This is a genomic window from Pseudoxanthomonas beigongshangi (assembly GCF_016820515.1).
Classification (GTDB): domain Bacteria; phylum Pseudomonadota; class Gammaproteobacteria; order Xanthomonadales; family Xanthomonadaceae; genus Pseudoxanthomonas_A; species Pseudoxanthomonas_A beigongshangi.
The window spans coordinates 14600-41341 of the sequence record NZ_JADHDV010000029.1 but is presented as its reverse complement, the minus strand read 5'-3'; the positions used below and the strand labels follow the sequence as shown (position 1 = coordinate 41341).

General features: G+C 68.8%; 23 protein-coding genes. 9 read left to right on the top strand and 14 right to left on the bottom strand.

The annotated features are described in order from the left end of the window. Positions 1 to 50: 50 nt before the first annotated feature. The 7 genes from mfd to IQ458_RS17140 all read right to left on the bottom strand — a co-directional run bounded on the left by mfd (position 51) and on the right by IQ458_RS17140 (position 8603). Positions 51 to 3536 carry a transcription-repair coupling factor gene (gene mfd / locus IQ458_RS17170; RefSeq protein ID WP_203323568.1) on the bottom strand — a complete coding sequence of 1162 codons (3486 nt, stop codon included), beginning with the start codon at positions 3534 to 3536 and terminating at the stop codon, positions 51 to 53. A 116-nt stretch (positions 3537 to 3652) separates the two neighbouring features. Further along, positions 3653 to 3925 carry a DUF4242 domain-containing protein gene (locus IQ458_RS17165; RefSeq protein ID WP_203323567.1) on the bottom strand — a complete coding sequence of 91 codons (273 nt, stop codon included), beginning with the start codon at positions 3923 to 3925 and terminating at the stop codon, positions 3653 to 3655. Positions 3926 to 3941: 16 nt separating this feature from the next. Then, complete coding sequence (locus IQ458_RS17160) at positions 3942 to 4991, bottom strand: class I SAM-dependent methyltransferase (protein WP_183637802.1); 1050 nt, start codon at positions 4989 to 4991, stop codon at positions 3942 to 3944. Positions 4992 to 5130: 139 nt separating this feature from the next. After that, positions 5131 to 5682, bottom strand: a complete 552-nt coding sequence (locus IQ458_RS17155; RefSeq protein ID WP_183637798.1) for a GNAT family N-acetyltransferase — start codon at positions 5680 to 5682, stop codon at positions 5131 to 5133. Between the two features lie 53 nt (positions 5683 to 5735). Further along, the gene (locus IQ458_RS17150) at positions 5736 to 6689 is read right to left on the bottom strand and encodes a DUF808 domain-containing protein (protein WP_192198796.1); all 954 of its coding nucleotides are present in this window, start codon (positions 6687 to 6689) and stop codon (positions 5736 to 5738) included. A 68-nt stretch (positions 6690 to 6757) separates the two neighbouring features. Next, positions 6758 to 7642 (bottom strand): 23S rRNA (adenine(2030)-N(6))-methyltransferase RlmJ, encoded by an 885-nt coding sequence (locus IQ458_RS17145; RefSeq protein WP_203323566.1) that lies wholly within the window; start codon positions 7640 to 7642, stop codon positions 6758 to 6760. A gap of 19 nt (positions 7643 to 7661) precedes the next feature. Then, positions 7662 to 8603: a LysR substrate-binding domain-containing protein gene (locus IQ458_RS17140; RefSeq protein ID WP_203323565.1), complete on the bottom strand. Its 942-nt coding sequence runs from the start codon at positions 8601 to 8603 to the stop codon at positions 7662 to 7664. A 91-nt stretch (positions 8604 to 8694) separates the two neighbouring features. Here IQ458_RS17140 and IQ458_RS17135 point away from each other — a divergent pair, with 91 nt between their 5' ends. The 9 genes from IQ458_RS17135 (at position 8695) to IQ458_RS17095 (ending at position 17136) form a co-directional block, all read left to right on the top strand. Beyond that, entirely contained in the window at positions 8695 to 9414 is a 720-nt protein-coding gene (locus IQ458_RS17135; protein WP_235996939.1) for an FMN-dependent NADH-azoreductase, read from the top strand. Between the two features lie 47 nt (positions 9415 to 9461). Continuing rightward, positions 9462 to 10139 (top strand): two-component system response regulator CreB, encoded by a 678-nt coding sequence (gene creB, locus IQ458_RS17130; RefSeq protein WP_203323564.1) that lies wholly within the window; start codon positions 9462 to 9464, stop codon positions 10137 to 10139. 2 nt (positions 10140 to 10141) lie between these two features. Next, a complete protein-coding gene (creC, locus tag IQ458_RS17125; protein WP_203323563.1) occupies positions 10142 to 11563 on the top strand; it encodes a two-component system sensor histidine kinase CreC in 1422 nt (473 codons plus the stop codon). 188 nt (positions 11564 to 11751) lie between these two features. Further along, positions 11752 to 13131: a cell envelope integrity protein CreD gene (gene creD / locus IQ458_RS17120; protein WP_203323562.1), complete on the top strand. Its 1380-nt coding sequence runs from the start codon at positions 11752 to 11754 to the stop codon at positions 13129 to 13131. Between the two features lie 9 nt (positions 13132 to 13140). Beyond that, positions 13141 to 13593: a hypothetical protein gene (locus IQ458_RS17115; RefSeq protein WP_203323561.1), complete on the top strand. Its 453-nt coding sequence runs from the start codon at positions 13141 to 13143 to the stop codon at positions 13591 to 13593. Beyond that, the gene (locus tag IQ458_RS17110; protein ID WP_203323560.1) at positions 13593 to 13910 is read left to right on the top strand and encodes a hypothetical protein; all 318 of its coding nucleotides are present in this window, start codon (positions 13593 to 13595) and stop codon (positions 13908 to 13910) included. The genes IQ458_RS17115 and IQ458_RS17110 overlap by 1 nt, the downstream gene beginning before the upstream one ends. 39 nt (positions 13911 to 13949) lie before the next feature. After that, a complete protein-coding gene (locus IQ458_RS17105; RefSeq protein WP_203323559.1) occupies positions 13950 to 14555 on the top strand; it encodes a GNAT family N-acetyltransferase in 606 nt (201 codons plus the stop codon). Further along, on the top strand, positions 14552 to 15436 hold the full coding sequence (locus IQ458_RS17100) for a carbon-nitrogen hydrolase family protein (protein ID WP_203323558.1): 885 nt from the start codon (positions 14552 to 14554) through the stop codon (positions 15434 to 15436). Before IQ458_RS17105 ends, IQ458_RS17100 begins: the two co-directional genes overlap by 4 nt. 128 nt (positions 15437 to 15564) lie before the next feature. Beyond that, positions 15565 to 17136 carry a M28 family metallopeptidase gene (locus tag IQ458_RS17095; protein WP_235996941.1) on the top strand — a complete coding sequence of 524 codons (1572 nt, stop codon included), beginning with the start codon at positions 15565 to 15567 and terminating at the stop codon, positions 17134 to 17136. A gap of 79 nt (positions 17137 to 17215) precedes the next feature. On the opposite strand, the gene IQ458_RS17090 is transcribed toward IQ458_RS17095, so the two are convergent. From IQ458_RS17090 to phoR, 7 genes are all read right to left on the bottom strand, one after another. Beyond that, positions 17216 to 17767 carry a phosphatase PAP2 family protein gene (locus IQ458_RS17090; RefSeq protein ID WP_183637761.1) on the bottom strand — a complete coding sequence of 184 codons (552 nt, stop codon included), beginning with the start codon at positions 17765 to 17767 and terminating at the stop codon, positions 17216 to 17218. Next, on the bottom strand, positions 17745 to 18887 hold the full coding sequence (locus IQ458_RS17085; RefSeq protein WP_203323556.1) for a glycosyltransferase family 4 protein: 1143 nt from the start codon (positions 18885 to 18887) through the stop codon (positions 17745 to 17747). The genes IQ458_RS17090 and IQ458_RS17085 overlap by 23 nt, the downstream gene beginning before the upstream one ends. Before the next feature lie 343 nt (positions 18888 to 19230). Next, entirely contained in the window at positions 19231 to 20202 is a 972-nt protein-coding gene (locus tag IQ458_RS17080) for an aldo/keto reductase (RefSeq protein WP_203323555.1), read from the bottom strand. Between the two features lie 75 nt (positions 20203 to 20277). Continuing rightward, complete coding sequence (locus IQ458_RS17075; protein WP_183637753.1) at positions 20278 to 21525, bottom strand: sensor domain-containing phosphodiesterase; 1248 nt, start codon at positions 21523 to 21525, stop codon at positions 20278 to 20280. 175 nt (positions 21526 to 21700) lie between these two features. Continuing rightward, positions 21701 to 23230 (bottom strand): exopolyphosphatase, encoded by a 1530-nt coding sequence (gene ppx, locus IQ458_RS17070; protein ID WP_183637750.1) that lies wholly within the window; start codon positions 23228 to 23230, stop codon positions 21701 to 21703. Positions 23231 to 23301: 71 nt separating this feature from the next. Continuing rightward, complete coding sequence (ppk1, locus tag IQ458_RS17065; RefSeq protein ID WP_183637747.1) at positions 23302 to 25392, bottom strand: polyphosphate kinase 1; 2091 nt, start codon at positions 25390 to 25392, stop codon at positions 23302 to 23304. Beyond that, positions 25389 to 26729, bottom strand: coding sequence for a phosphate regulon sensor histidine kinase PhoR (gene phoR / locus IQ458_RS17060; RefSeq protein WP_183637744.1), 1341 nt, complete (start codon positions 26727 to 26729; stop codon positions 25389 to 25391). Before phoR ends, ppk1 begins: the two co-directional genes overlap by 4 nt. Positions 26730 to 26742: the final 13 nt, after the last annotated feature.

Sequence of the window (26742 nt, the reverse complement as noted above, 5' to 3'; positions counted from 1 at the left end):
ATCGCGACTCACGTCGCTCCCACAAGATGCCACAAGGTCGATTCCGGCCGTCAGGCCACCTTGAGCGTGGTCAACAGCCCCTTGGCGGCATTGAAGCGATCCGCCGGTTCCACCATCGGCAGCTTGATGCGCAGTTTGTCCGGACCATCCATGCTGTAGATGCGCGGCTGTTTCTGGATCAGCTGGATGACCGACATCGGATCGATGTTCGGTTTGGCCTCGAACACGATGCGCCCGCCGGCATCGCCCAGATCCAGCTTGCGGATACCCAGCGCGGTGGCGTCGAGTTTCAGTTCGGCGGCGGCGAACAGGTACTTCACCGGATCCGGCAGCAGGCCGAAGCGATCGACCATCTCCACCTGCAGGTCGCGCAGTTCGTCGCGGTCGCGCGCGCTGCTGATGCGCTTGTACAGGGTCAGGCGGGTATGCACGTCGGGCAGGTAGTCGTCCGGAATCAGCGCCGGCACATGCAGTTCGACCTCGGCGCCGCGCGCCTCCTGGCCCAGGTCCGCGTCCGGCAGCTTGCCCTGGCGGATCGAGCGCACCGCGCGCTCCAGCAGTTCGGTGTACAGGCTGAAACCGATCTCGGCCATCTGTCCGCTCTGGTCCTCGCCCAGCAGTTCGCCGGCGCCGCGGATTTCCAGGTCGTGGGTGGCCAGCAGGAAGCCGGCGCCCAGTTCGTCCATCGCCGCGATCGCGTCCAGCCGGCGCTCGGCGTCGGAGGTCATGCTGCGCTTGTCCGGCACCACCAGGTAGGCATAGCTGCGATGGTGCGAACGGCCGACGCGGCCACGCAACTGGTGCAACTGGGCCAGGCCGAAGCGGTCGGCGCGATGGATGACGATGGTGTTGGCGTTGGGAATGTCGATGCCGGACTCGATGATCGTCGTGCACAGCAGCACGTTGAAGCGCTGCTTCTGGAAGCCCAGCATCACCTGTTCCAGCTCGCGCTCGGGCATCTGTCCGTGGGCGACGCCGATGCGTGCTTCCGGCACCAGTTCCTGCAGATCGCGCTGCATGCGGCCGATGGTCTCGACGTCGTTGTGCAGGAAGTACACCTGGCCGCCGCGCGAGAGCTCGCGCTGGAAGGCTTCGCGCAGCAGGGTGCCATCCCACGGGGTGATGAAGGTCTGCACCGCCATGCGGTTGGCCGGCGGGGTGGCGATGATCGACAGATCGCGCAGTCCCGCCATCGCCATGTTGAGCGTGCGCGGAATGGGCGTGGCGGTGAGGGTCAGCAGGTGGACATTGGCGCGCAGCGCTTTCAGCGCTTCCTTCTGGCGCACGCCGAAACGCTGTTCCTCGTCGACGATGACCAGGCCAAGATCCTTGAACTTCACGTCCGGCTGCAACAGCCGGTGGGTACCGACGATCACGTCCAGCGTGCCCTCGGCCAGCTTCTCCAACTCGGCCTTGATCTCCTTGGCGGTCTTGAAGCGCGACAGAACTTCCACCCGCAGCGGCCAGTCGGCGAAGCGATCGCGGAAGTTGCGGTAGTGCTGCTCGGCCAGCAGCGTGGTCGGCACCAGCACCGCCACCTGCTTGCCGGCGCTGGCGGCGGCGAAGGCCGCGCGCACCGCCACCTCGGTCTTGCCGAAGCCGACGTCGCCGCAGACCACCCGATCCATCGGCTGGCTGCTGCCCAGATCGCGCAGCACCGCCTCGATGGCGGCGTGCTGGTCCGGGGTTTCCTCGAACGGGAAGGCGGCGGCGAACGGTTCGTACATCGCCCGGTCCACCGGCAGCGCCAGGCCGGCGCGGGCCTGCCGGCGGGCCTGGATTTCCAGCAGTTCGGCGGCCACGTCGCGAACCTTCTCGGCGGCCTTCTTCTTGGCCTTGGTCCACGCCTCGCCACCCAGCGAATGCAGCGGCGCGGTTTCCACCGAGGCGCCGGAGTAGCGGCTGATCAGGTGCAATTGGGCGACCGGCACGTACAGGCGATCGCCCTTGGCGTATTCGATTTCCAGGTACTCGCCGGGCAGGCCGCCGGCTTCCAGCACCACCAACCCGCGATAACGGCCGACGCCGTGATCCTCGTGGACGATCGGCGCGCCTTCGCTCAGCTCGCCCAGGTCGCGGATGATGCTGTCCGGCTCGCGGCCGGTGCGCTTGCGGCGATACGGCTGGGTGGCGCGTTCCGGGAACAACTGGCGTTCGGTGAGCACCGCCACGGCGGGCGCATCCAGGGCGAAGCCGTCTTCCAGCGGCGCGACCGCGATGCCGAAGCGGGCACCGTCGGCGAGGAAGGCGGGCAGGTCGTGCAGCACCGCCGGTTTCAGTTCGGCTGATTGCAACACTTCCAGCAGCGCCTCGCGGCGACCGGCGGAGTCGGCGGCGATCAGCACCCGGCCCGGATAGTGATCCAGGAACGAACGCAGTGCCTGGCCCGGCGCCTGATCCTTCTGCGCCAGCGGCAGCGTTGGCGAAGGCTGGTCGCCCAGCGGCGCGGCTTCGGCATGGCGCGGGTGATCCGTTCCGCAGACTTCGATGCGCGATGACTGGTTGAGGCGTTCGCGCAGGTTGTCCGGCGGCAGGTACAGCTCTTCCGGCGGCAGCAGCGGGCGCTCGATGTCGTGGCGGCGCTGCTCGTAGCGGCCCTGCGTCTGCATCCAGAACGCGTCGGCGGCGGCGCTGGCGCCATCGGCCAGCAGCGGCAGGGCACGTTTGCCCAGGTAGTCGAACAGGGTGGCGGTCTGCTCGAAGAACAACGGCAGGTAGTACTCCACGCCGGCCGGCGCCAGTCCGGATTTCAGATCCTGGTAGAGCGCGCTGCGGCGGGTGTCGACGTCGAAACGGTCGCGCAGCAGGTTCATCGCACGCGCCAGCGAGGCATCGTCCAGCGGTACCTCGCGGCCGGGCAGCAACTGCACCGCATCGGTCCTTTCCAGCGAACGCTGGCTTTCCGGATCGAACTGGCGGATCGAATCGATGGTGTCGTCCAGCAACTCGATGCGCAGCGGCGCGTCGGCGCCCATCGGATATACATCGAGCAGGCCGCCGCGCACGGCGAAGTCACCCGGATCCAGCACCTGCGGCACGTGCCGGTAGCTGGCCGTTTCCAGCCGGCGCTTCTCGGCGTCGAAGTCCAGCACCTGTCCGACCCGGTAGTCGAAGCTGCCGCCGACCACGTGGCGCAGCGGCGGCAGGCGCTGCATCAGCGTCTGCACCGGCACCACCACGATGCCGCGCTTCAGCGCGGGCAGGCGGTGCAGCGCGGCCAGGCGCTGGGAAACGATGTCCGGATGCGGGCTGAAGCGATCGTAGGACAGCGTTTCCCAGTCCGGGAAAGGCAGCACCGGCAGATCCGGGCGTCCGTGTTCGCCCAGCAGCGTGCGCAGATCGCCTTCCAACTGGTGCGCCTGGTGGTTGTCGCGGGCAATCGCCACGATTGGACCGTCGTGGGCGAGCGCCGCGCGGGCCAGGAACCAGGCCAGCGCGGATGGCGAGGCCGGCGCGCGCCACCAGGCGCGCGACTGGGCGCCGCGGGGCAGGGGAGGAACGGGAGTGGAGGAGGCGGAATTCGGATCGGTGGTCATCGGTGCACAAAACAGCGGCAGCGCCGGGGGCGTCGTCCGCCACCAGCGCAAGGGACCGCCAGTCTACCGCGCCGCCGCTGCCGCCCGGGTAAACGCCGGCACCGTCATCATTGCCGTCATTCGGCGGTGACCGGGTCGATCACCGCATGGACTTCGGCGATGCGATTGGCGGGGAAACCGCCCGTCCGCGCGTGCTCGCGGATCAGGTCCTCGTTCGGCGCCACGTAGATGCAGTACACCTTGTCGGCGGTGACGTAGCTTTGCATCCACTGTACCTGTGGGCCCAGGTCCTCCAGCACCTCGCAGGATTTGCGCGAGATGGCGCGCAGTTCCTCCGCCGGCAACAGGCCGGCGCCGGGCAGATCGCGTTCGATCACATAGCGTGGCATGGGAATCTCCCGTGGTTCAGGGGCGTGCTTCGAACACCAGGTTGAACGGGGTCTGCGCCGCGCGCCGGAAACGGCCGAAGCCGCCGGCTTCCATCACCGCGCGCAGGCGCGCCTCGCCGGCCTGCGCGCCCAGCGCGGGGCCGTGGCGGGCCAGCGACACCGGCACGCAGATCTGCGAAGAAGCACCGTAGTAGACCCGGCCAACCGGATTGAGGTTGTCCTCGACGTTGTCGCCGGCGAACGGTTCCACCAGCAGGCAGTGCCCGTCCGGCTTCAGCGCCTGGCGGGCATGGCGCGCCGCGCCGACCGGATCGGCCATGTCGTGCAGGCAGTCGAAGAAGGCGATCAGATCGAAGTCATGCTCGCCGTAGCCGGTGGCGTCGGCGACTTCGAAGCGCGCGTTCTCCAGCCCGGCCTCGCGCGCGCGTTCGCCGGCCACCCGGATCGATTCGGGATGGTAGTCGTAGCCGACGAAGCGCGAGCGCGGGTAGGCGCGGGCCATCAGCAGGGTGCTGGCGCCATGGCCGCAGCCGACATCGGCGACCTGCGCGCCGGCGGTGAGCTTGGCGACCACGCCGTCCAGCGCGGGCAGCCATTCGCCGAGCAGGTGGGCGTTGTAGCCGGCGCGGAAGAACCGTTCGGTGCCATGGAACAGGCAGGCGTGGTGATCGCCCCATTCCAGCCCCGCGCCGGTGCGGAAGTTGTCCACGGTGCGATCCAGCGCGTGGAAGACCGCCTCGATGATGTAGTACGCGCCCGCCAGATCCACCGGACTGGCCGGGTCGGCCAGGCACAGCGCCTGTTCGGGCTCCAGCCGGTATTCGCCGCTGCCGGGATCGTAGGTGACGTAGCCGCCGGCGGCCTGGTTGGCCAGCCATTCGCGCAGGTAGCGTTCGTGGGTGCCGGTGCGCTCGGCCAGCGCCGCGGGCGTGAGCGGGCCCTCCGCCAGCGCCTTGTACAGGCCCAGCCGATCGCCTGCCAGGATCAGGGTGGCGCTGATCGCCGCGCCGAGGTCCTCGACCGCCTTGCCGAGGAAGGTGTTGAGCCGGGTTTCGTCGATGCCCATCGGGGAGCCCTCCGACCGCGCGCGACAATGCCTGCCGCAGGCCTCCCCTGACAGTCATGATGACGGCGATGTGGGTGGAGGACGGCCGTCCGCCGGTCGGAAAGTGGCCCGCGCGGGGGCTTCCGGATCAGCTTCCGGATCAGGCGACTTCGTTGAGGTCCAGCACCACCCGCACCAGGCCCGGCGCGGAGTCGGCTTCGCGGACCTGCTTGAAGCCCAGCGACTGGGCCAGTTGCAGCATCGGCAGGTTGCTGTCCAGGACGTCGCCGTAGAGCCGGTCCAGCTTCTTCGAACGCGCCCACTTCACCAGCCGGCGCATCAGGTGGCGACCCAGGCCCTGGCCGGCGATGAAATGGCTGACCAGGATGGCGAACTCGGCCTCGCGGGTGCGGTTGACCACCGACGCGCGCGCCACCGCGCCGACCAGCGCTTCGCCCGGCGGCAGCGATTCGGCGGCGACCAGCGCGAACTCGGTCTGCGGATCCGGCTGGCTCAGGCGCTGGGCCATTTCCGGGGTCAGTTCGCGCAGGGCGTACAGGAAGCGCTGGCGGATTTCGTCCGGTCCGAGCAGGGTGAAGGCGCCCTGGATGGGACCGGCGTCCTCGGGTCGGATCGGGCGGATCAGCAACTCGCGCCCGCTGGGCAGGCGGAAGTGTTCATGCCAGGGGGGCAGTCGTTTCGGCGCGGTCATGTGATCATGCTCGCACGAAATCCCCCAGGCAGGCGAGGCGCCTGAATAGCGGTTCAGGCAGCGTGGCGTTTCCCGCGCAGCCGCCCGATCAGCACCGTGACCGCCACGATCAGGGCACCGGCGACGATGCCGACGCCGGCGTTGAACAGCATCGACAGCAGCCCGCCGAGCGCGCCCTGCGCGTACGGCTCGATGAAGTGGTGGAGGGCGCCGATGCCGTGCACCAGGATGCCGCCGCCGACCAGGAACATCGCGGCCGTGCCGGCGATGGACAGGAATTTCATCAGGTAGGGCGCGCTGTGCAGGATGCCGCGGCCCAGGGCGCGCTTGAAGCGCGGCCAGCCGCCCGCGCGCTCGTCGCGGTTCAGCGCCAGGCCGGCGTCGTCGAGCTTGACGATGCCGCCGACCAGTCCGTACACGCCCACGGTCATGATCAGGGCGATGGCGACCAGCGTGAGCAACTGTTCGATGAAGGTTCGCCCGGCCAGGGTGCCGAGCGAGATGACGATGATCTCCGCCGACAGGATGAAATCGGTGCGGACCGCGCCACGGATGCGCTGCTGCTCGAAGGCGACCATGTCGACCTGTTCGTCCTGCACCGCGCGCACGCGTTCGGCGTGCTCCTGTTCGTCCTCGCCCTTGCCGTGCAGGAACTTGTGCGCCAGCTTCTCGACGCCCTCGTAGCAGAGGAAGGCGCCGCCGAGCATCAGCAGCGGGGTGATCAGCGGGATGTTGATCCCGCGTCCGTGCAGCCAGGTTTCCAGCGCGCTGATCGCCAGCGCGGCCGGTACCAGGATTGCCTTGTTGACCATCGATCCCTTGGCCACCGCCCATACCACCGGCAGTTCGCGGTCGGCCTTGATGCCTGAGACCTGCTGGGCGTTGAGCGCCAGATCGTCGCCAAGCACGCCGGCGGTCTTCTTGGTGGCGATCTTGGTCATCGCCGAGACGTCGTCCAGCAGGGTGGCGATGTCGTCGATGAGGGCGAACAGGCTGGATCCGGCCATGGAGGGATGCGCGAGGAGGGGAGCGGCGATTCTCGCACAGCCTCCCGACGGGATCGTGGCGGGCGCGCCTAGCCCGGGCGTTTGCCGGGCGCGGCGGCGGTTTCGCGCTTGATCCACTCCAGCCGGCTGCCGGCGCCGGTTTCGCCGAGCGCGGTCTGCAGGGCGGGCAGCACCGGCGCGATGGCGGCGTCGAACTGCCAGGGCGGATTGATCACCAGCATGCCGCTGCCGTTGAGCCGCAGCGGCGAATCGTCCGGGCGGACCTGCAATTCGGCCACCAGCGCCGACTTGGCCGGCAGGGCGGCCACCTTGCGGAAGAACGGCAACAGGCTGCGCCGCTGCTTGATCGGATACCACACCGCGTAGGTCGCGGCGGGCCAGCGTTGCAGGCCTTCGCGCACGGCATCGAGGATCTGCGGATACTCCGCGTCCTGCGCCTCGTAGGGCGGATCGATCAGCACCAGCCCGCGGGCGAAGCGGGTTTCGCCGAGCCGTGGCGGCAGCAGGGCGCGCATCGCCGCATAGCCGTCTCGCGCATGCACCGCCACCCGCGGGTCGTGGGCGAACAGCGCCTTCAGTTCGGCCGCTTCCTCGGGTTGCAGTTCGCAGGCGGCCAGCCGGTCCTGCGCGCGCATCGCCTGCGCCGCGAGCAACGGCGAACCCGGATAGGCCACCAGCGCGCCCACCGGGTTGTCGGCCTGCACCGCGCGCAGGTAGTCCTCCACCGGCGCGGGCAGGCGGGCGCTGTCGAACAGGCGGACGATGCCGCCATCGGCCTCGGCGGTCTTGCGGCTCTCGCTGGCGCCCAGCAGGTAGCGCCCGCGGCCGGCATGCGTGTCCAGCACGAAGAACGGCGTGTCCTTGCGCTTGAGTGCATCCAGCAGGGCCAGCAGCAGGACGTGCTTGAGGACGTCGGCGTGATTGCCGGCGTGGAAGGCGTGGCGATAGTTCATCGGTGAAGTATGCCGGGATTCAATCCGTCGCCGGGAAAGCATCGGCGGGGTTACCGGTACCCGGTGACGCTTCGGCCTGTTCCCGCAGCCAGGCGCGCACGCGCGCCACCGCGTCGTTGCCCGCGTGTCGTGGCGGCCAAAGCACCCGGATCGGATGGCCTTCCAGCACCGGACCGAAGGGTTGCACCAGGGTGCCGTCGCGCAGTTCGCCGGCCACCAGCGCCAGGTTCGCCAGCAGCACGCCCTGGCCCGAGATCGCGGCGACGATGGCATGCGACTCGTCGGAGAACATCCGTTCCGGCGCGTCGTCGGCGGCCATTCCGGCCTTGCGGAACCACAGCGGCCAATCGGGCGTGGCGCGATCGCGCTGCCGCCACTCGAAGCGCAGGCGCGGGAACGAGGACAGCCGCGCCGGATCGTGCAGGTCCAGGCGCGGACTGCACACCGGCGCGAAGCGGCACGCAAGCAGATGGTCCGCGTGCAGGCCGGGCGGCGGCGTCCGGCCGTAGCGCAAGGCCAGATCGACCTGGCCGGCGAGCAGATCCACCGGCGCGTCGGAGGCGTGCAGGTGCAGATCGATGTCCGGATGCGCATCGGCGAATGCCGGCAGCCGCGGCAGCAGCCATTGCGCGGCGAAGCCACGGGTGGAAGAAACCGTGACCGCCAGGCGCGGCGAGGGCGCGCGCAGCGCCGCCAGGGTCTGGCCGATGTTGTCGAAGCTGTCGCGCAACACCGGATACAGCCGCTGGCCGGCCTCGGTGAGCGCCACCCGCCGGGCCTGGCGGGTGAACAGTGGCAGGCCCAGCCGGTCTTCCAGCAGACGGATCTGGTGGCTGACGGCGGTGGGGGTGAGCGCCAGTTCCTCGGCGGCCCGCCGGAAGCTCAAATGCCGTGCGGCGGCTTCGAACACGCGCAGCGCGTTCAGGGACGGTAGTCGGGCTATGGGATGAATTTCATTCATCTATGAGGGTTCGCAAATATCGTTTTTTCTGGGGGTTGGTCCCCGGGAAAATGCGCATCATGCACCTGTTCCGGTGCGCTGCCAAAGATGAATGAAAATGAACATCCTGTGCATCGACTCCAGTGCCCGCGCGGGCCGCTCGGACCAGCAGGCGCATGGCTCGCACACCCGCCGCCTCAGTGCCGGATTCCTCCGTCGCTGGAAGGCGCGGCGTCCGCACGACCGGGTGGCGCATCGCGACGTGGGCCTGCATCCGCCCGCGCCAGTGACCGGCGACTGGGTACGCGCGGCGTTCACCCGGCCGGAGCAGCGCGACGAGCGGATGCTCGAGGCCCTGCGCGAGAGCGATGACCTCGTGGACGAACTGATCGCCAGCGAACTGATCGTGATCGCCGCGCCGATGTACAACTTCGGCATGCCGGCCCAGCTCAAGGCGTGGATCGACAACGTGGTGCGGGTCGGGCGCACGTTCGGCTTCGACCGCAGTCGGGCCGGGGAGCCGTACTGGCCGATGCTGGCCGGGCAGGGCCGGCGACTGGTCCTGTTGGGCGCGCGCGGCGATTTCGGCTATGACCCGGGCGGACGCCTGGCGCATCTGAACCATGTGGAGGACGGCATCGCCGTGCCGCTGGCGTACCTGGGCATCGATCGGGTGGACCGCATCGCGGTGGAGTACGACGAATTCGCCGACGCGCGCCTGGCCGGTTCGCTGGCGGCGGCCGAAGCCGAACTGGATGCGCTGGTGCCACGCCTGATTGCGGAAATGGCCGATGGCGCCGGCGCATCCCCGGTCCGGGTGGCGACAGGCTGAGGCAGGGCGCGTGGCGGCCCGCGCGGGGGCCGACTATCCTGTGCCGCATGCCGCTGATCCTGATTGCCGAAGACGAAGCCGCCATCGCCGACACCGTGTTGTATGCGCTGCGCAGCGAGGGACTGGAAACCGAGCATTGCCAGCTCGCGCGCGAGGTCGTGCCGCGGGTGCGCGCCGGTGGCGTGGACGTGGTGGTGCTGGACGTCGGCCTGCCCGACGCCAGCGGCTTCGACGTCTGCCGTGAATTGCGCGCCTTCAGCGACGTGCCGGTGATCTTCCTGACCGCGCGCAACGACGAGATCGACCGGGTGCTGGGGCTCGAACTTGGCGCGGACGACTATGTGGCCAAGCCGTTCTCGCCGCGCGAACTGGTGGCGCGGGTGCGCGCGCGGCTGCGCCGGTTGCATCCGGCCGCGCCGGATGCGGGCTGGATCCGCCAGGGCGGTTTCGCCATCGATCGCGACGGGCACCGGATCCATTACCAGGATCGCCCGCTGGATCTGACCCGCTACGAATACGCCCTGCTGGCGGCGCTGCTGCAGCGGCCCGGCGCGATCCTCAGCCGCGCGCAATTGATGGATCGCGGCTGGGACAGCGACGCCGATAGCATGGACCGCACCGTCGATACCCACATCAAGACGCTGCGCGGCAAGCTGCGCGCGGCCGGCGCGGAGCCGGATCCGATCCGCACCCATCGTGGTCTCGGCTACGCCATCGAGCTCTGATCATGCGCCTTGGCGCCCGCCTGTTCCTCGCCTTCTTCCTGATTGTCGGACTGGCCGCGTTCTTCGTGATGCGGGTGTTCGTCAACGAGGTCAAGCCGGGCGTGCGCCAGGCGATGGAATCCACCCTCGTGGATACCGCCAACCTGCTGGCGGTGATGGCCGCCGACGATCTGAAGGCCGGCCGCATCACCGACGGCGACTTCGCGGCCAAGATGTCCGAAGCCGCGGGACGTGATCTGCGCGCACGCATCTGGAGTTTTCCCAAGCGCCACATCGAATACCGGGTGACCGTCACCGACGCGCGCGGCATCGTGGTCTACGACTCGCAGGGCCGCGACCTCGGCCGCGACAACTCGCGCTGGAACGACGTCTACCTGACCCTGCGCGGCGAATACGGCGCGCGCTCCAGCCCGGAGACGCCCGACGATCCGGAGCGCACGGTGATGCACGTGGCCGCGCCCATCCGCGACGGCGACCGGCTGATCGGCGTGCTGACCGTGGCGCAGCCCAACCACACCATCGATCCCTTCATCACCGCCAGCCAGCGCAGCATCATGCGCCGCGGCGCCTGGCTGATCGGCCTGTCCGCGCTGATCGGCATGCTGATCACCTGGTGGCTGGTGAGCGGCATCCGCCGCCTGAACCGCTACGCGCAGGCGGTGGCCGCCGGCGAGCCGGTCCCGCCGCCCAAGCCGCGTCGCGACGAAATTGGCGATCTGGGCCGCGCGCTGGAGGCGATGCGGCGCAAGCTGGAGGGCAAGGCCTACGTCGAGCAGTACGTGCAGTCGCTGACCCATGAGATGAAGAGTCCGCTGGCGGCGATCCGGGGCGCGGCCGAACTGTTGCAGGAACCGCTGCCGGAAGCCGAACGGCAGCGCTTCGCCCGCAATATCCAGACCCAGGAGCAGCGCCTGACCGAGACCATCGACAAGCTGCTGGCGCTGGCCGAGGTGGAACAGCACGGCTGGCTGCAGAAGCGCCAGACGATGACGGCGGACGAATTGCTGGAGGCCGTGCGCGAGGCCGCGGAGATGCGCGCCACCGGCCTGGATCTGCGCGTGCGCGGCGCCCCGGGCCTGCGCCTGAGTGGTGATCCCTTCCTGCTCCGGCAGGCACTGAGCAACCTGCTCGACAACGCCATCGCGTTCTCGCCGTCCGGCGCGGAGGTGGTGCTGGCCGCCGAGACCGCCGGCGATCGCGTCCAGCTGAGCGTGCGCGATCACGGACCGGGCATTCCCGACTATGCGCGCGAACGCATCTTCGAACGCTTCTATTCGCTGGCCCGTCCGGGCAGCGGCCTGCGCAGTTCCGGCCTGGGCCTGCCGTTCGTGCGCGAAGTCGCGCGCCTGCATGGCGGCGACATCGTCCTGCGCAACCATCCCGACGGTGGCGCCGAAGCCGTGCTGACCCTGCCCGCGGCCTGATCGAACCCTGTCTTGTGGGAGCGACGTAAGTCGCGATTCGACCAAGCCGGGTTTCGCGACTCACGTCGCTCCCACAAAAGGGAGAAGGCGCCGGCCACCCACTTCACACAGACTTCAAATCCGCTTCCACGCCCGCCCACCGGCCGGCGCCAGGCTTTGTCCATCTCCACACCCGGATGGGCGAAGACATGAAGTCGTTGAAGCTGTTGTTGCGGTTCCTGACCGTGGGCGGTCTGGTGCTGCTGTTGATGATTCCCCTGCTGATGGTGCGCGGCGTGATCAGCGATCGCGAACGCTACCAGGCGCAGGCGGTCGAGCGCATCGCCGAGAGCATGGCCGGTCCGCAGCAGGTGATCGGACCGTTGCGGGTGGTGCCGTGGCAGAAGACCAGCAACACCACGGTGGTCAACGCCGAAGGCAAGCCGGAAATTCGCCAGGAAACCGTGCGTGGCTACGTGCTGCAGACGCCCAAGACGCTGCAGGCGGGCGGCGGGCTGAAGCCGGCGCTGCGGCGCATCGGCCTGTATGACGTGCGCACCTACCAGTGGTCGGCGCGCATGAGCGCGCACTTCGAGTCGCTGGTGCTGGAGCAGACGGACGGCCGCACCTATGGCAAGCCCATCCTGGTGATGGGCTTGAGCGATGTGCGCGGACTGGTGGGGACGCCGGTCGTCAAGGTCGACGGACGTACGCTCGCCTTCGAGGGCGGCACCGGCGCAATGTCCGCGCGGATGAGCGGCGTCCACGCGGTGCTGGGCGGCGAGGGCGGGATGCTCCTGCCGGCCAGCAACGTGCAACTGGACTTCGGCCTCGCCGGCACAGAATCGCTGGGCATCAGCCCGATCGCCGACAGCAACCGCATCGATGTCCATTCGGAATGGCCGCATCCGCTGTTCGGCGGTCGCTTCCTGCCGACCCAGCGCACCGTCGAGGCCAGCGGCTTCACCGCCAACTGGGAAATCTCCTCGCTGGCCAGCAACGCGCAGGCGCAACTGGCCAGCGCCGAAGGCGATTTCACCCGACGCATGCCGCTGACCGGCCAGGTCGCCATCGACGCATCCTCGGAAGGTCCCTCGCTGACCCGCATCGACAGCGCCGACATCCACCTGGTCGATCCGGTGGACATCTATACCCAGGCCGATCGCGCCAGCAAGTACGGCATCCTGTTCGTGGTGCTGACCTTCGTCGGGTTCGCCCTGTTCGAACTGATCAAGCGCCTGCCGATCCACCCGCTGCAGTACCTGCTGGTGGGCCTGGCGCTGGCGATCTTCTTCCTGCTGCTGCTCAGCCTGTCCGAACACATCGCATTCTGGAAGGCGTACCTGGTGTCGGCGGTGGCGTGCATCGGTCTGCAGTTCTTCTACCTGTCCGGCGTGCTGCGCAGTTGGCTGCGCGCGGCCGGGTTCGCGACGATGCTGACCGCGCTGTACGGGGTGCTGTATATGCTGCTGCTGTCGGAGACCAACGCGCTGCTGATGGGCACGCTGCTGCTGTTCGGCATCCTGGCGGGGATCATGTGGATCACCCGCAAGGTCGACTGGTACGACCTGGGCAACGGGTTGCGCTGAGGCACGCCCATGCTGGACCCGCAGACATTGCATCGCCGCGCGTGCCGTGTGTTGCCCGCCTGCCTGCACACCGAGGCCGTCATCGCCCTCGACGGCGGTGACGGCAAGCCAGCCGGTATCAGCGAACGCGCGCTCGCCACGCTGCTGCTGCCGCTGCGGCACGTGCACCGGGGCTGGCTGGGGTTCCGGTTGGCGGCGGAGACGCGCAACGCGCTGCGCCGCCGCCCGATGGTGTTGCTGCAGGACGCGACGCAGGCCAGGGAAGGCCTTTCGCGGCATGCCGTCCCCATTGCCTGGGGACCGTGGCAGGCGGCGGGCGAGCCACCGCGCGCCCGTCGCTTCATGACCTGCTCGCGGGATGGCCGCGCACGCCTGTGGGTGTTGCCCGAATCCGGAATCGTGGTCTACGACTGGGATGATCGCCGCTGCCTGCCGGCGGGAAGCGGCGAACGATGCCGGTGATGTTGGTGGGAACGGTCCTGGTCCTGCTGTTCTACGTCATGGCGGCGGTGATTTCATGGCGCTTGTACGGCGTACTGTTCCTGCTCCCGCAATTGCTGTTCTCGCTGCTGCGGTTGCAGCACTGCCATGCGTCATCGCAGCCGGGTCACGACGGGGGCCCGGGCGAAGGCCTTGGCGTGCTGATGGTGATGGCCGCGCAGGCGATGCTGATCGTGGGCGGCCTGCTTGCAGGCGTGGCGGTGGCGGCGGGGCGCGGGGTCGCCGGCGCGGGTATCGAGCCGCCACCGGGTGGGACCGGCGAGGATCCCACGCCGTGACCGCGCGTCGCCATGCCGGGGCTGCGGTAAAGTTCGCGGATGGATTCCCGCTTCGACATCCGTGTATTCCGTGGACCGGACATCGGACCGTGGCTGGCCGACGTGGCGCGCCTGCGCGTGGCCGTGTTCCGCGACTGGCCCTATCTGTACGAGGGTGATTTCGACTACGAGCGCGACTACCTGGCGGCCTACGCGGCGTCGCCGCGCAGCGTGTTCGTGCTGGCGCTGGACGGGGAGCGGGTGATCGGCGCGTCCACCGGGCTGCCGCTGCTGGATGACGGCGAAGCTTTCCGCCAGCCGTTCCTGGCATCGGAGATCCCGCCGGACGAGGTGTTCTATTTCGGCGAATCGGTGCTGTTGCCGGAGCATCGCGGTCGTGGCATCGGCCATGCCTTCTTCGATCGGCGGGAGGCGCATGCGCGCGCGCTGGGCGGATTCCGCTGGACCGGGTTCTGCGCGGTGGATCGCGACCCGATGGATCCGCGTCGGCCGGCGGAACATCGCGGCAACGACGGGTTCTGGCACAAGCGCGGCTACCGGCGCAGGGAGGGGATGACCATGCAGCTGGCATGGGACGAAATCGGTCGCGGCGAAATCCCGCATGCGCTGACGTTCTGGCTGCGTCCGCTGGAGGCCGCGCCATGAAGGTGGCCGCGGCCAAGTATCCGATCCAGGCGCCGCGCGACTTCGCCGCCTTCGCCGAACGACTGGGGCGATTGCTGGGTGATGCGGCCGCACAGGGCGCGAAGGTGGCGGTGCTGCCCGAATACCTGTCGCTGGAACTGGCCGCGACCTTCGCGGCGGACATCCGCGGTGATCTGGAAGCCTCGCTGGCGGCGACCCAGGCGCTGCACGCGGACTGGATGAGCTTGTTTCCGAAGCTGGCGACGGAACTGCGCCTGCATGTGGTGGCCGGCTCGTTCCTGCTCGCCGTGGGCGAACGGCGCTACCGCAATCGCAGCTACTGGTTCACGCCCGATGGCCGCCACGGTTGGCAGGACAAACTGCAGCTCACCGGTTTCGAGAAGGCCACCGGCGTGATCGAGGGCGGCGACGCACTGAATGTGTTCGATGTCGAGGGCGTCCGGGCCGGCGTCGCGGTCTGCTACGACAGCGAGTTCCCGCTGCCGGTGCGCGCGCAGTACGAAGCCGGCGCACGCCTGCTGGTGGTGCCCAGTTGCACCGACACCGAGGCAGGCGCCACCCGCGTGCGGGTCGGTTGCCTGGCGCGCGCGCTGGAGAACCGTTTCTTCGTGGCCCAGGCGGTTACCGCCGGCATCGCCGAATGGAGTCCGGCGCTGGACGTGAATACTGGCGAGGCGGCCCTGTTCGCGCCGATGGATCGCGGTTTCCCCGCCGACGGCGTGCTGGCGCAGACCCGTGGCGACGAGGTCTGGGCCATCGCCGATCTCGATTTCGACGCGCTGGATGCCAGCCGCGGCCAGGCGCAGGTCGCCAACGATCAAGACTGGACCGGACAGGGCATTCCCGCACTGCAGCGCGCCCGCCGCGAACCGTTCCGCTGAGCCCGGCTCTCCGCCCGACCATGACTGATGGCAGGGGGACCATGACCTTTGGCCGGGGCAGACTCGATCCTTTATGCACATTCGGGGACGGACCCGGGGAGAGCAGGGGCGTGTTGAAGCGGAGCGTGATGGCGTTGTGCCTGGGCCTGGCCGGAATGGCGCAGGCGAATGAGCCGGTGGACCTGGACATGGTCAACCGCATCCGCCAGGAGGCATTCCACCGGTCGCAGGTGATGGCGACCTTCGGCCACCTGACCGAGGAAATCGGGCCGCGCCTGACCAACTCGCCGGGCATGGCGCAGGCCAATGCCTGGTCGCGCGGCAAGTTCACCGAGTGGGGTCTGTCCAATGTCCATGACGAGGCGTTCGACGACTTCGGCCGCGGCTGGACCTATCGCTCGGCGAGCGTGGAACTGCTGGCGCCGCGGGTGACCTCGCTGCGCGCGGTGCCCAAGGCCTGGACGCCCGGCACGCAGGGCCCGGTCGAAGGCGAGGCAGTGGTCGTCACCCTCAAGACCAAGGCGGACCTGGACAAGTACAAGGGCAAGCTGAAAGGCAAGATCGTCCTGCTCAGCGAAGCCCGCGAGTACAAGCCCGGCACCGAGCCGGATTCGCGCCGCTACGACGAAGCCGGCCTGACCGAGCTGCTTTCCTTCAGCGTGCCCAAGGACACCAACCCGGCCGATCGTGGCAAGCGACTGGCCGAGTACCGGCAGCGCCAGGATCTGGTGCAGGCGACCAACCGTTTCCTGACCGAGGAAGGCGCGCTGGCCGCGCTGAGCATCAGCGGCTGGGACAACGGCATCATCCGGGTCGGCGGCGGCGGTTCGCGTCGTGCCGGCGAGCCGGCCGGCATTCCGGAACTGGCGGTGGCGGCCGAGCACTACAACCCGCTGCTGCGCGCGATCGAGCGCAAGCAGGACGTGCGCCTGCGCATCAACGTGGACGCGCAGTTCACCAGCGAGACCAATGATCCCGGCTACAACACGATTGCCGAGGTCCCGGGCAGCGGCAAGGCCGACGAGATCGTGATGATCGGCGCGCACATGGACTCCTGGCACGCCGGCACCGGCGCGGCCGACAACGCCGCCGGCGTGGCGGTGATGATGGAAGCCATGCGCATCCTCAAGGCGGTGGGCGCCAAGCCGCGCCGCACCATCCGGGTGGCGCTGTGGAGCGGCGAGGAGCAGGGCCTGATCGGTTCGGCTGCTTATGTCGCCAAGCACTTCGCCGACTATCCGGAAGCCACCGATCCGGAACAGAAGAAGCTGCCGCGCTACTTCCAGGAGCGCACTGGCCCGCTCCAGCGCAAGCGCGACTACGACAAGTTCTCGGCCTACTTCAACCTGGACAACGGCTCCGGCAAGATCCGCGGCATCTACGCGCAGGAAAACCAGGCGGCGATGCCGATCTTCGAAGCCTGGCTGAAGCCGTTCAACGATGTCGGCGCCACCATCGTGACCGTGCGCAACACCGGCAGCACCGATCACGTCTCGTTCGATCGCGTCGGCCTGCCGGGCTTCCAGTTCGTGCAGGACGGCCTGGACTATTTCAGCAACGTCCACCACAGCGATCTGGACACCTACGATCACGCCGCGCCGGAAGATCTGAAGCAGGCGGCGGCGATCCTGGCCTCGTTCGCCTACCACGCCGCGATGCGCGAGCAGAAACTGCCGCGCAAGCCGCTGCTGGAAAACTGAGCATCATCCTCGTGATGTGAAGAAGGCCGGATTCGCAGGAATCCGGCCTTCTTTTTTCCCAGCCGTTTTTCCGGTTCGCTCAGGCGAACAGCGACACGCCCGGCACCAGCCACAGCGACAACCCGGCCAGGGCCGAACCGATCACGGTGGCGGCCAGCACGTCGCTGGGATAGTGCAGGCCCAGCACCACCCGCGATACCGCCACGCAGGCCGCGAACGGAATCAGCAGCACCGCCAGCGCGGGGTAGTGGGCCAGCGCGACCACGGTGAAGGCGACCGCATGCAGCGTATGCCCGGACGGAAAGCTGAATTCGTCCAGCGGCGCGATCCAGGCGCGGATCCGCACGTCCGAGGCGAACGGGCGCGGGCGCCGGGTCCAGCGCTTGAGCAGCTTGTACAGGGTCAGCGCGATCACGCCGGTGGCCGCCAGGTGCGCCGACGCGGCAAGGCCGTCCAGTCCGTCCGCGACGATCAGTGCGCCCATCAGCACGTACCAGAACACGCCGTCGCCCAGGCGGCTGATCACCGCGAAGAAGCGGCGCACGCCCTGCCATTCGCCCCAGCGGTTGGCGCGCAGGCACCAGCCTGCGTCGCGGCCCCGGAGCGCGTTACGCGGTAGCGACGTTCTCATGCGGCCTCCTTTGCGCGGCCAGACCGGCCAGCAGGTTGTCGAAATCGGTGGCGACCTGTTCCGGGCGCAATACCCGCACGGCCTCGCTGGCATCGGCGCCCAGGCGCCGGCGCAGCGCTTCATCGGATCCCAACTGCGCGGCCGCGGCCACGAACGCGTCGTCGTCGCGCACCGCGAAGCCGTGCACGCCGTTGCGCAGGTGTTCGCGCGCGGCGCCGTAGTCGAAGGCCACGGTCGGCACGCCGCTGGCCATGGCTTCCAGGGTCACGTTGCCGAAGGTTTCGCTGTGGCTCGGGAACAGGAACAGATCGCCGCTGGCGAAATGCCGCGCCAGCGCCGTGCCACGCTGAACTCCGCAGAACACGAAATCGGGATTGGCCGCCGCCAACCGCTCGCGCGCCGGACCGTCGCCGACCCAGACGAAACGCGCGTCGGGGCGGTCGCGCTGGATCGCGCGGAACGCCTGCACGGCCAGGGTGAGGTTCTTTTCCGCGGCGATGCGGCCCACGTAGATCGCCACCGGCGTGTCCGCGCCCGCGCCCCATTCGGCGCGCAGGCCGTCATCCCGGTGCGCCGGCGAGAACTGCGAGGTGTCGACCGCGCGCGCCAGCCGCACCACCCGGGCGAAGCCCTGCGCGGTCAGGAATTCCTGCAGCTCGCGGGTCGGCACCAGGGTGGCGTCGGCGCCGTTGTGGAAGCGCCGCATCCAGCGCATCGCGGTCTGTTGCAGGAACGCCGCGCCGTAGTCGCGCATGTATTCGTCGAAGCGGGTGTGGAAGCCGGTCGCGACCGGAATGCCCAGCCGCCGCGCCGCGCGCAGCGCCGACCAGCCCAGCGGGCCTTCCGTGGCCACGTAGATCGCATCCGGTGCCGATTCGCTCCACAGCCGGGCCAGGCGACGCGCCGCCGGCAGGCCGAATTTCAATCCGGGGTAGCGGGGCAGCGCCGCGCCGCGCACCAGGGTGGTGTCATCGAGTTCGCGCGGGTCGCCTTCCTGCCGCGGCCGCACCAGCGAGACCCGGTGCCCGCGCGCGCGCAGACCCTGTTCCAGCCCCTGCACGGTCAGGGCAACGCCGTTGACCTCGGGCGGATAGGTTTCGGTGACGATGGCGTACCGCATGCGCAACTCCACGTTTTGCGCATGGTGGAGACCGGCCATGAAACCCGCATTGCAGTTACATGGCGTTCGCGTGACAGGAGGACATGGGATTGGATTTCCGGGAAAGATGCCTTCGAGGAGCCAATGCGGAGTTCACATATCGAGTAACCGCTCAGCTAAGCCCCCTTTGAAAAAGGGGGCAGGCACCTGCGAAGCAGGTGACGGGGGATTTGCTCTTGGCGCAAAAAGCAAATCCCCCTCAATCCCCCTTTTGACCAGCCATTCGGCTGTTGAGAAGCGTTTCAAAGGGGGAGGCAAAAGCAGAAGCTCCCAATCCCCAATCCCGAATCCCCAATCCCCACCCTCAAGGCACCGGCCCGCCCCGCGCCGCGGTGAACAGCGCATACCACTCCTCGCGGCTCAGTTCGATGCGGTCGGCGGCGCAGGCCGCGGCCAGGCGATCGGGGCGGGTGGTGCCGATGACGGGTTGGATGCCGGCGGGGTGGCGCAGCAGCCAGGCCAGCAGGATGGCTTCAGGCGAAACGTCGTGGCGGGCGGCGACCAGGGCGACGGCTTCAGCGGCGGGGCGCAGCGCGGGCTCGGCGGTTTCCGGGTGCGAGAGCCGGCCACCGGCCAGCGGCGACCAGGCCTGCAGCAGGATGCCCTGGCGCCTGCATTCGTCCAGGGTGCCGGCCGAGGCGGTGTAGGCGGTGCCGCGGGTGGCGGCGATCACGCCCTCGTTGATCAGGTGATGGTGCAGCAGGCTGATTTCGACCTGGTTGGCGACCAGCGGCCGATCGACATGCGCCCGCAGCAACGCGATCTGGCTGGCGGTATGGTTGCTGACGCCGAAATGCCGCACCTTGCCGCTGCGATGCAGATCGTCGAAGGCACGGGCGACTTCTTCCGGTACGCCCAACGGATCCGGCCGGTGCAGCAACAACAGGTCCAGGTAGTCGGTGCGCAGCCGGCGCAGGCTGCCCTCGACGGATGCGACCAGGTGCGCATGGCTGAAATCGTAGCGACCCGGCGAATCCGGTTGCGGGTCATGGGCGAAGCGGATGCCGCACTTGGATTGCAGGATCAGTTCGTCGCGGCGCGAGGGCGAGGCCGCCAGCCAGTCGCCGAACAACCGCTCCGACTTGCCGCGCGCATAGATGTCGGCATGGTCGAACAGGTTGATGCCCTGTTCCAGCGCGGTCTCGATGAGCTGCGCGGCCTGCCGTCGTTCTTCCGCGGTGGGATCGGTGTCGTCCCAGGCGCGGCTCAGCTGCATGCAGCCGCAGGCGATGCGCGAGGCGCGCAGGTCGGTGTGGGGAATCGGTTGGCGCCGCATGGGATGGGTTCCGGTCAGGACGCCGGATCATGCCAGAGCGGCGCGCCGCTCCGCCGGGATATGGGTACGGCGGCGTCAGTGGACCCGCTTGCCCGGTGGATCCAGCAACGCCAGCAGTGCCGGCAATGACAGCGGCCGCGACAGGAAATAGCCCTGGGCGTCCGGCACGCCCAGGGCGCGCAACGCGGCCAGTTCTTCCGCCGTCTCCACGCCTTCGGCGACGATGCCGCTGTGGGTTTCGCGGGCGAAGGCGATCAGCGCCGCGGCCAGTGCGCGGCGTGGCGAATCGGTGTCGATGCTGCGGGTCAGGGTCATGTCCAGCTTGATGATGTCCGGGCTGGTGGCCAGCACGTGGCGCATGCTCGCGTAGCCGGCCCCCGCATCGTCGACCGCGACGCGCACACCCTGCCGGCGCAGCGGCGCCAGCCGTTCGCGCAACACCGCGTAGTCTTCCACGTAATCGTGCTCGGTGATTTCCAGCACCAGCCGGTGCGGCGGCAGTTCGTCCAGGTAACCGGCGATCTCGCCGCTGATGAGCGTCTGCGGCGAGACGTTGACCGATACGTAGAAGTCGCCGGGGACGTGGCGCAGGCCGTCGAGCGCGGTGAGGATCGCGTTGAGTTCCATCCGCACGCCCAGGCCGATTTCGCGCGCCTCGTTGAACCACAGGTCCGGTGGCCGTGGCGGGTTGATGTCGAACCGGGACAGGCATTCGATGCCGATGATGCGCTCCCCGGCCAGATGGTAGATCGGCTGGTAGACGATGCTGGGCTGGCCCATCTCGAGCACCGAGGTGATCCGCTCGACCTTTTCCTGGTGCAGGCGCACGGCGTCCAGATCGCCGTCGATCTGGTAGGCAAGCAGATCCGCGAAGGCGCGCATCATGTGCAGGTCGCGTTCGCCAAGCGACAGGTGCGGGCGCAGGCTAAAACAGCAGAAGGTGCCGTAGACGCGGCCGTCGCGCAGGCGGATGGGAACGCTGATGTGCGCGCCGATGGGAACCAGCGCGGTCTCCGGAATCGCGGCCAGCGCCGGTACCGCGGCGGTATCCGGTATCAACTGCGGGATGCGGCCCTCGACCACGCGCAGGCAGTAGCCTTCATCGAGCGGGCTGCTGTCGCCGGGACGGATCGGCATCGGTTCAATCGAGCCCGCCACGTGGCGGAAGGTCCGGTAGTGGCCACCGAACTCGGAAATGAAGGCCACGTCCATGCCCAGATGGGTACGCACCGCGTCGAGCACGCGATCGACGTTGTGGCCGATGGCCAGCGCGCCGGGCCCGCCTTGGGCCAGGATGGCATTCCAGGGAGCGTCGTTCCGCATGACTTCCTCCTGAAGGCAAGGGCGGGAAACGATCGATGGACACGGGCGCAGGGCGGTTATGGCGAGGCAGGATCGGTCCCCTGTCCGATCCGGCGCCGCCCGGCATGGCCTCGACGGTTTCCCGGGCGGAGTCTAGCGCGGGTGTTTGCGGTTTGCAGCGGCCGGGCGTCCCGGCTCAGGCGACGAAGGGCTTGAAGGTGATGCCCAGGCCCTGCATGTCCTCGGGCTCGCCGACCAGGTCCGACTTCAGCAGCGGCCGGGCTTCGATCCAGCGGCGGTCCACCACCAGCCGGAGTTCGTCGCCCTCGGCGGTGAGCTCGAGGCGGGGAATCGGCGCGGCCTCGTGCGCGCGATGCAGCAGCACCGCCAGCCGCAGCAGCGCGGCCTTGCGCTTGGCCGACAGCAGCAGGCGGTCGGGCAGGGCGTCGAACGCGGTCTTGGGAATGTTGCGGCGGTGCGTGCGCACCAGCGCCGCCAGGACCTGCTGTTCCTGCCGGGAGAAGCCGGCGATGTCAGAATTCTCCAGCACGTAGGCGCCGTGCGCGTGGTACTGGCTGTGGGCGATGACCAGGCCGATCTCGTGCAGGCGCGCGGCCCAGCCGAGCATGCGGGCGTCGTCATCGTCCAGCTTCCAGGCACCGGCGACCTGCTCGTGCAGGCGCAGCGCGGTGGCTTCCACCCGCGCGGCCTGGATTTCGTCGATGCCGTAGCGCTGGGTCAGCGCGGCCGCCGACATGTCGCGCGGATCGTTGTCGCTGCCGCGGCCCAGCATGTCGTACAGGATGCCTTCGCGCATGGCCGCCTTGCTGACCATCAGCCGCTGCAGGCCCAGCGCCTCGAAGGCGGCCTCCAGCACCAGCACGCCGCCGGCGATGATCGGGCGGCGGTCGCTGGACAGACCGGGCAGATCGATGGCGTCGATGCGCTCGGCCTGCAGCAGGCGATCGCGCACCTGCGGCAGGGCCTCGGCGGTGACCGCGCCCTTGGTCAGTTTCATCGCCGCGCAGATTTCGCCGATCGCCTTGTTGGTGCCGGAGGAGCCGATCGCCTCCTGCCAGCCCAGCGAGCGGTACTGGCCGGCGAACTGCTGGAACTCGGCGGCGATTTCGGTGAGGGCTTCCTTCCAGCGCTTCTTGGACAGCTTGCCGCCGGGGAAGAAGCGCCGGGTGCTGGCGATGCAGCCGGCCTGCAGGCTTTCGCGTTCCAGGGTATCCATCCCGCGACCGATGATGAACTCGGTGGAACCTCCGCCGATGTCGATGACCAGGCGCAGTTGCCCCGCCTTGGGCGGCTGCGCGTGCGCCACGCCCAGGTAGATCAGGCGCGCCTCCTCGCGGCCGGACACCACTTCGATCGGCTTGCCCAGGGCGGCTTCGGCGGGGACCAGGAAGGACTGCGGATCGGCCAGTTGGCGGACCGTGTTGGTGGCCAGCGCGCGCACCCGGCTGGCCGGGATGTCGCGGATGCGCTGGCCGAAGCGCGACAGGCAGTCCAGCGCGCGTTCGCGCGCGGCCTGCGACAGTCCGCCCTTGCCGTCCAGGCCGTCGGCCATGCGCACGGTCTCGCGCAGGCGATCGACCACGCGCAGCTGTCCCAGCGTGTAGCGCGCCACGATCATGTGGAAGCTGTTGGAACCGAGATCGATGGCGGCAAGCTGTTCGCCGTCATGGGGAGGCGGCGAGACGTGGGCGGAGACGGGCGGCATCGGAAAAGCCTAGAGGCAGAGACCGCGGCTTGGCAACGCGGCCCCTGCCATTTCAGGCACTTGCATCGCCCTCAGACCCCGGCCAGCAGGGTCGCCTGCGCCGAATGCGGTGCTTCGCCCTCGGCCGGCGCGACCTTGCGGTAATTGCCGTCGGCGTCCAGCGCCCAGGCGTTCTGGTTGTCGTCCAGATAGTTCTGCAGGCCGTCGCGGAACACCCGCCTGGCCAGCTCCGGATCCAGGATCGGGAAGCAGGTCTCGACCCGGTGCAGCAGGTTGCGCTCCAGCCAGTCCGCGCTGGCGCAGTAAAGCTCGGGGTTGCCGTCGTTGCCGAACCAGTAGACCCGGCTGTGTTCCAGGAAGCGTCCGACAATCGAGCGCACGTGGATGTTCTCGGAAATCCCCGGCACGCCCGGCCGCAGGGCGCAGGCGCCACGCACGATCAGGTCGATGCGCACGCCCGCCTGCGAGGCCGCGTACAGCGCGCGGATCAGGCGCGGCTCGTTGAGCGCGTTGATCTTGGCGATGATGCGGGCCGGCTTGCCGGCCTTGGCCAGCTTCGCCTCGCGCTCGATCTTGCGGATGAGCCCGGCATGCAGGGTGAACGGGGATTGCAGCAGGCGCTTGAGCTTGGTCGACGGGGCCAGGCCGGACAACTGCTGGAACAGCAGGTGCACGTCGTTGCCGATGTCGGCGTCGGCGGTGATCAAGCCCAGGTCTGTGTAGGCGCGGGCGGTGCCGCTGTGGTAGTTGCCGGTGCCCAGGTGCACATAACGGCGCAGCTTCTTGCCCTCGCGGCGCACGATCAGCAGCATCTTGGCGTGGGTCTTGTAGCCGACCACGCCATACACCACCTGCACGCCGGCTTCCTGCAGGCGATCGGCCACGCCCAGGTTGGCGTCCTCGTCGAAGCGCGCGCGCAGTTCCACCACCACGGTGACGTCCTTGCCGTTGCGCGCCGCCTGTACCAGCGCATCGACGATCGCCGAGTCCTTGCCGGTGCGGTACAGGGTCTGCTTGATCGCCAGCACGTTCGGATCCACCGCCGCCTGCTTCAGCAGCTCCAGCACCGGGGTGAACGCGTCGAAGGGATGGTGCAGCAGCACGTCGCCGTCATCGACCTTGTCGAAGATGGCGTCGCTGTCGCGCAGGGTGCGCGGGGTGAAGACGGGGTACTTGAGTTCCGGGCGCTGCACCAGGTCGTACACCTGGATGACCCGGTTGAGGTTGACCGGCCCGTCGATCAGGTAGACCGCGTTGTCGGGCAGGGCGAAATTCTGCAGCAGGGTGCGGATGATCGGCTTCGGGCAGTCCTGGGCGATTTCCAGCCGTACCGCCGGCCGGTAGCCACGGCCGATCAGTTCGTCGCGCAGCGCCAGCGCCAGGTTCTCCACTTCCTCCTCGTCGACAACCACTTCGGAGTTGCGGGTGACACGGAACTGGTAGGAACCCTTGACCTCCATGCCCGGGAACAGTTCGTCGACGAACGCCGACAGCACCGAGGACAGCAGCACGAAGTCGTTCTCGCCGCCGGACACGCGCGAGGGCAGGTGGATGATGCGCGGCAGCGAGCGCGGCGCGCGCACGATCGCCAGGTGGCCGGCACGACCGAACGCGTCCTTGCCCTTCAGCACCACCACGATGTTGAGGGACTTGTTGAGGATCTTCGGGAACGGGTGCGCCGGGTCCAGGCCCAGCGGCGACAGCACCGGCATGATCTCGTTGCGGAAATAGGCGCGCAGCCAGCGCGTCTGCCGCGCGCTCCAGGCGCCACGTCCGAACACCCGCACGCCGGCTTCGTTCAGCGCCGGCCGCAGCACCTCGTTCCAGCACTTGTACTGCGCATCCACCAGTTCCGCGGCGCGATCGTGGATGCGGTTGAGCGCGACGGTGGGGCTCATCCCGTCGGCGCCCGGCGGCAGGCCGAAGTCCTGCGCATGGCGGACGGTGGCCGCGCGGATCTCGAAGAATTCGTCCAGGTTGGTGCACGAGATGCACAGGAAGCGCAGCCGCTCCAGCAGCGGCACTTGCGGATCCTGCGCCTGCGCCAGCACGCGGAAGTTGAAATCCAGTTGCGACAGTTCGCGATTGAGGTAGAGCGAGGGATCGCGCAGGGCGTCTTCGTTGCTCAGATGGTCTGGCGTCGTGTCGATGGCGGCGTTCATGCGATCTGGCCGTGGGGCAGGGAAGGGGAGGGGGCGGGAGCGCGCGGATGCACGCGCTCGCCGCCGAAGTGCACCGAGAACACGCTACCGTGGCCGACCTCGCTCTGGATGTCCAGCCGCGCCTGGTGCAGGTTCAGCACGTGCTTGACGATCGACAGGCCCAGGCCGGTGCCGCCGCTTTCGCGCGAGCGGCTGGTGGACACGCGGTAGAAACGCTCGGTGATGCGCGGCAGGTGCGCGGCCGGAATGCCGTAGCCGGTGTCGCGCACGCTCAGCATGGCACCGTCGCCCTCGCGCACGAAGCGCACGGTGATGGTGCCGCCGGCCGGGGTGTAGCGGACGGCGTTGCTGACCAGGTTGGAGAATGCGCTGTGCAGCTCCTTGTTCGATCCCCACAGATCCACGCCGGCTTCGTCTTCCACCACCACGATGTGGCGCTTGTGGCTGAGCGCCTCGGCCTCGCGGCGCAGGGTCGCCAGCATCGGCGCCATCGCCACGCTTTCGTCCGGCAGACTGTCCTGCGCCTCCAGCCGCGACAGGGTCAGCAGATCCTCGACCAGCTGGGTCATGCGCTGGGACTGTTTCTGCATTTCCGCCAGCATCGGCGCCCATTCCGGGAAGTCCTGCGGGTCCAGCATGTCGAGATAGCCGTGGACCACGGTCAGCGGCGTGCGCAACTCATGGGAGACGTTGGCGACGAAGTCGCGGCGCATCTGTTCCAGCCGCAGCATCTTGCTGACGTCGCGCGCGACCAGCAGCCAGTACTGGTCGGAATAGGGAATGAGGCGCAGGTTGAGGCGCAATTGCGGATCCACCGGCGAGGCGGCATCCAGCATCGGCTCGGCATTGCGGCCGGCGGCCAGCCAGTGCGACATCGGCAGCGGTTGCAGGCGATCGCCGATCGGCGCGCCGATGTCGGTCGGATACTGCAGCCCCAGCAGGCTGGTGGCGGCCTTGTTGAACCATTGCACGCGCTGGTTGTTGCGTTCCACCACCACCACCGCGTCCGGCAACGCCGCGGCGGCGGCGCGGTAGGCACGCAGCATGTCCAGCAGCCGGCGCTTGCGCGCGCGCATTTCCGCATGGCCGCGGAACAGCAGCCGATCCAGTTCGTTCCAGACGCCATTGCCGCGCGCCGGCTCCAGTCGCTGGCGCGCGGTCAGCCGCACCAGCACCTTGCGCAATCGCCAGTAATGCCAGGCCACCACGCCCAGCGCGGCCAGGGTGACGACCGGCCAGACGTGGCCAATCAGCAATCCAATGACCACCGCCAGGGCCAGCACACCCGCCAGTTGACCGAGCGTCTTGAACCAGGCGGAGCGTATGTATTGGGGCATGGACCGATTGTAG

Coding starts and splice junctions, on each gene's coding strand:
- creC (WP_203323563.1), top strand. CDS start 10,142: ATGCGCCTTGGCGCCCGCCTGTTCCTCGCCTTCTTCCTGATTGTCGGA.
- IQ458_RS17085 (WP_203323556.1), bottom strand. CDS start 18,887: ATGCGGTACGCCATCGTCACCGAAACCTATCCGCCCGAGGTCAACGGC.
- mfd (WP_203323568.1), bottom strand. CDS start 3,536: ATGACCACCGATCCGAATTCCGCCTCCTCCACTCCCGTTCCTCCCCTG.
- IQ458_RS17140 (WP_203323565.1), bottom strand. CDS start 8,603: ATGAATGAAATTCATCCCATAGCCCGACTACCGTCCCTGAACGCGCTG.
- IQ458_RS17105 (WP_203323559.1), top strand. CDS start 13,950: ATGGATTCCCGCTTCGACATCCGTGTATTCCGTGGACCGGACATCGGA.
- phoR (WP_183637744.1), bottom strand. CDS start 26,729: ATGCCCCAATACATACGCTCCGCCTGGTTCAAGACGCTCGGTCAACTG.
- ppk1 (WP_183637747.1), bottom strand. CDS start 25,392: ATGAACGCCGCCATCGACACGACGCCAGACCATCTGAGCAACGAAGAC.
- IQ458_RS17145 (WP_203323566.1), bottom strand. CDS start 7,642: ATGAACTATCGCCACGCCTTCCACGCCGGCAATCACGCCGACGTCCTC.
- IQ458_RS17100 (WP_203323558.1), top strand. CDS start 14,552: ATGAAGGTGGCCGCGGCCAAGTATCCGATCCAGGCGCCGCGCGACTTC.
- creD (WP_203323562.1), top strand. CDS start 11,752: ATGAAGTCGTTGAAGCTGTTGTTGCGGTTCCTGACCGTGGGCGGTCTG.
- creB (WP_203323564.1), top strand. CDS start 9,462: ATGCCGCTGATCCTGATTGCCGAAGACGAAGCCGCCATCGCCGACACC.
- ppx (WP_183637750.1), bottom strand. CDS start 23,230: ATGCCGCCCGTCTCCGCCCACGTCTCGCCGCCTCCCCATGACGGCGAA.
- IQ458_RS17135 (WP_235996939.1), top strand. CDS start 8,695: ATGAAAATGAACATCCTGTGCATCGACTCCAGTGCCCGCGCGGGCCGC.
- IQ458_RS17115 (WP_203323561.1), top strand. CDS start 13,141: ATGCTGGACCCGCAGACATTGCATCGCCGCGCGTGCCGTGTGTTGCCC.
- IQ458_RS17160 (WP_183637802.1), bottom strand. CDS start 4,991: ATGGGCATCGACGAAACCCGGCTCAACACCTTCCTCGGCAAGGCGGTC.
- IQ458_RS17150 (WP_192198796.1), bottom strand. CDS start 6,689: ATGGCCGGATCCAGCCTGTTCGCCCTCATCGACGACATCGCCACCCTG.
- IQ458_RS17080 (WP_203323555.1), bottom strand. CDS start 20,202: ATGCGGCGCCAACCGATTCCCCACACCGACCTGCGCGCCTCGCGCATC.
- IQ458_RS17090 (WP_183637761.1), bottom strand. CDS start 17,767: ATGAGAACGTCGCTACCGCGTAACGCGCTCCGGGGCCGCGACGCAGGC.
- IQ458_RS17095 (WP_235996941.1), top strand. CDS start 15,565: ATGGCGTTGTGCCTGGGCCTGGCCGGAATGGCGCAGGCGAATGAGCCG.
- IQ458_RS17075 (WP_183637753.1), bottom strand. CDS start 21,525: ATGCGGAACGACGCTCCCTGGAATGCCATCCTGGCCCAAGGCGGGCCC.
- IQ458_RS17110 (WP_203323560.1), top strand. CDS start 13,593: ATGTTGGTGGGAACGGTCCTGGTCCTGCTGTTCTACGTCATGGCGGCG.
- IQ458_RS17165 (WP_203323567.1), bottom strand. CDS start 3,925: ATGCCACGCTATGTGATCGAACGCGATCTGCCCGGCGCCGGCCTGTTG.
- IQ458_RS17155 (WP_183637798.1), bottom strand. CDS start 5,682: ATGACCGCGCCGAAACGACTGCCCCCCTGGCATGAACACTTCCGCCTG.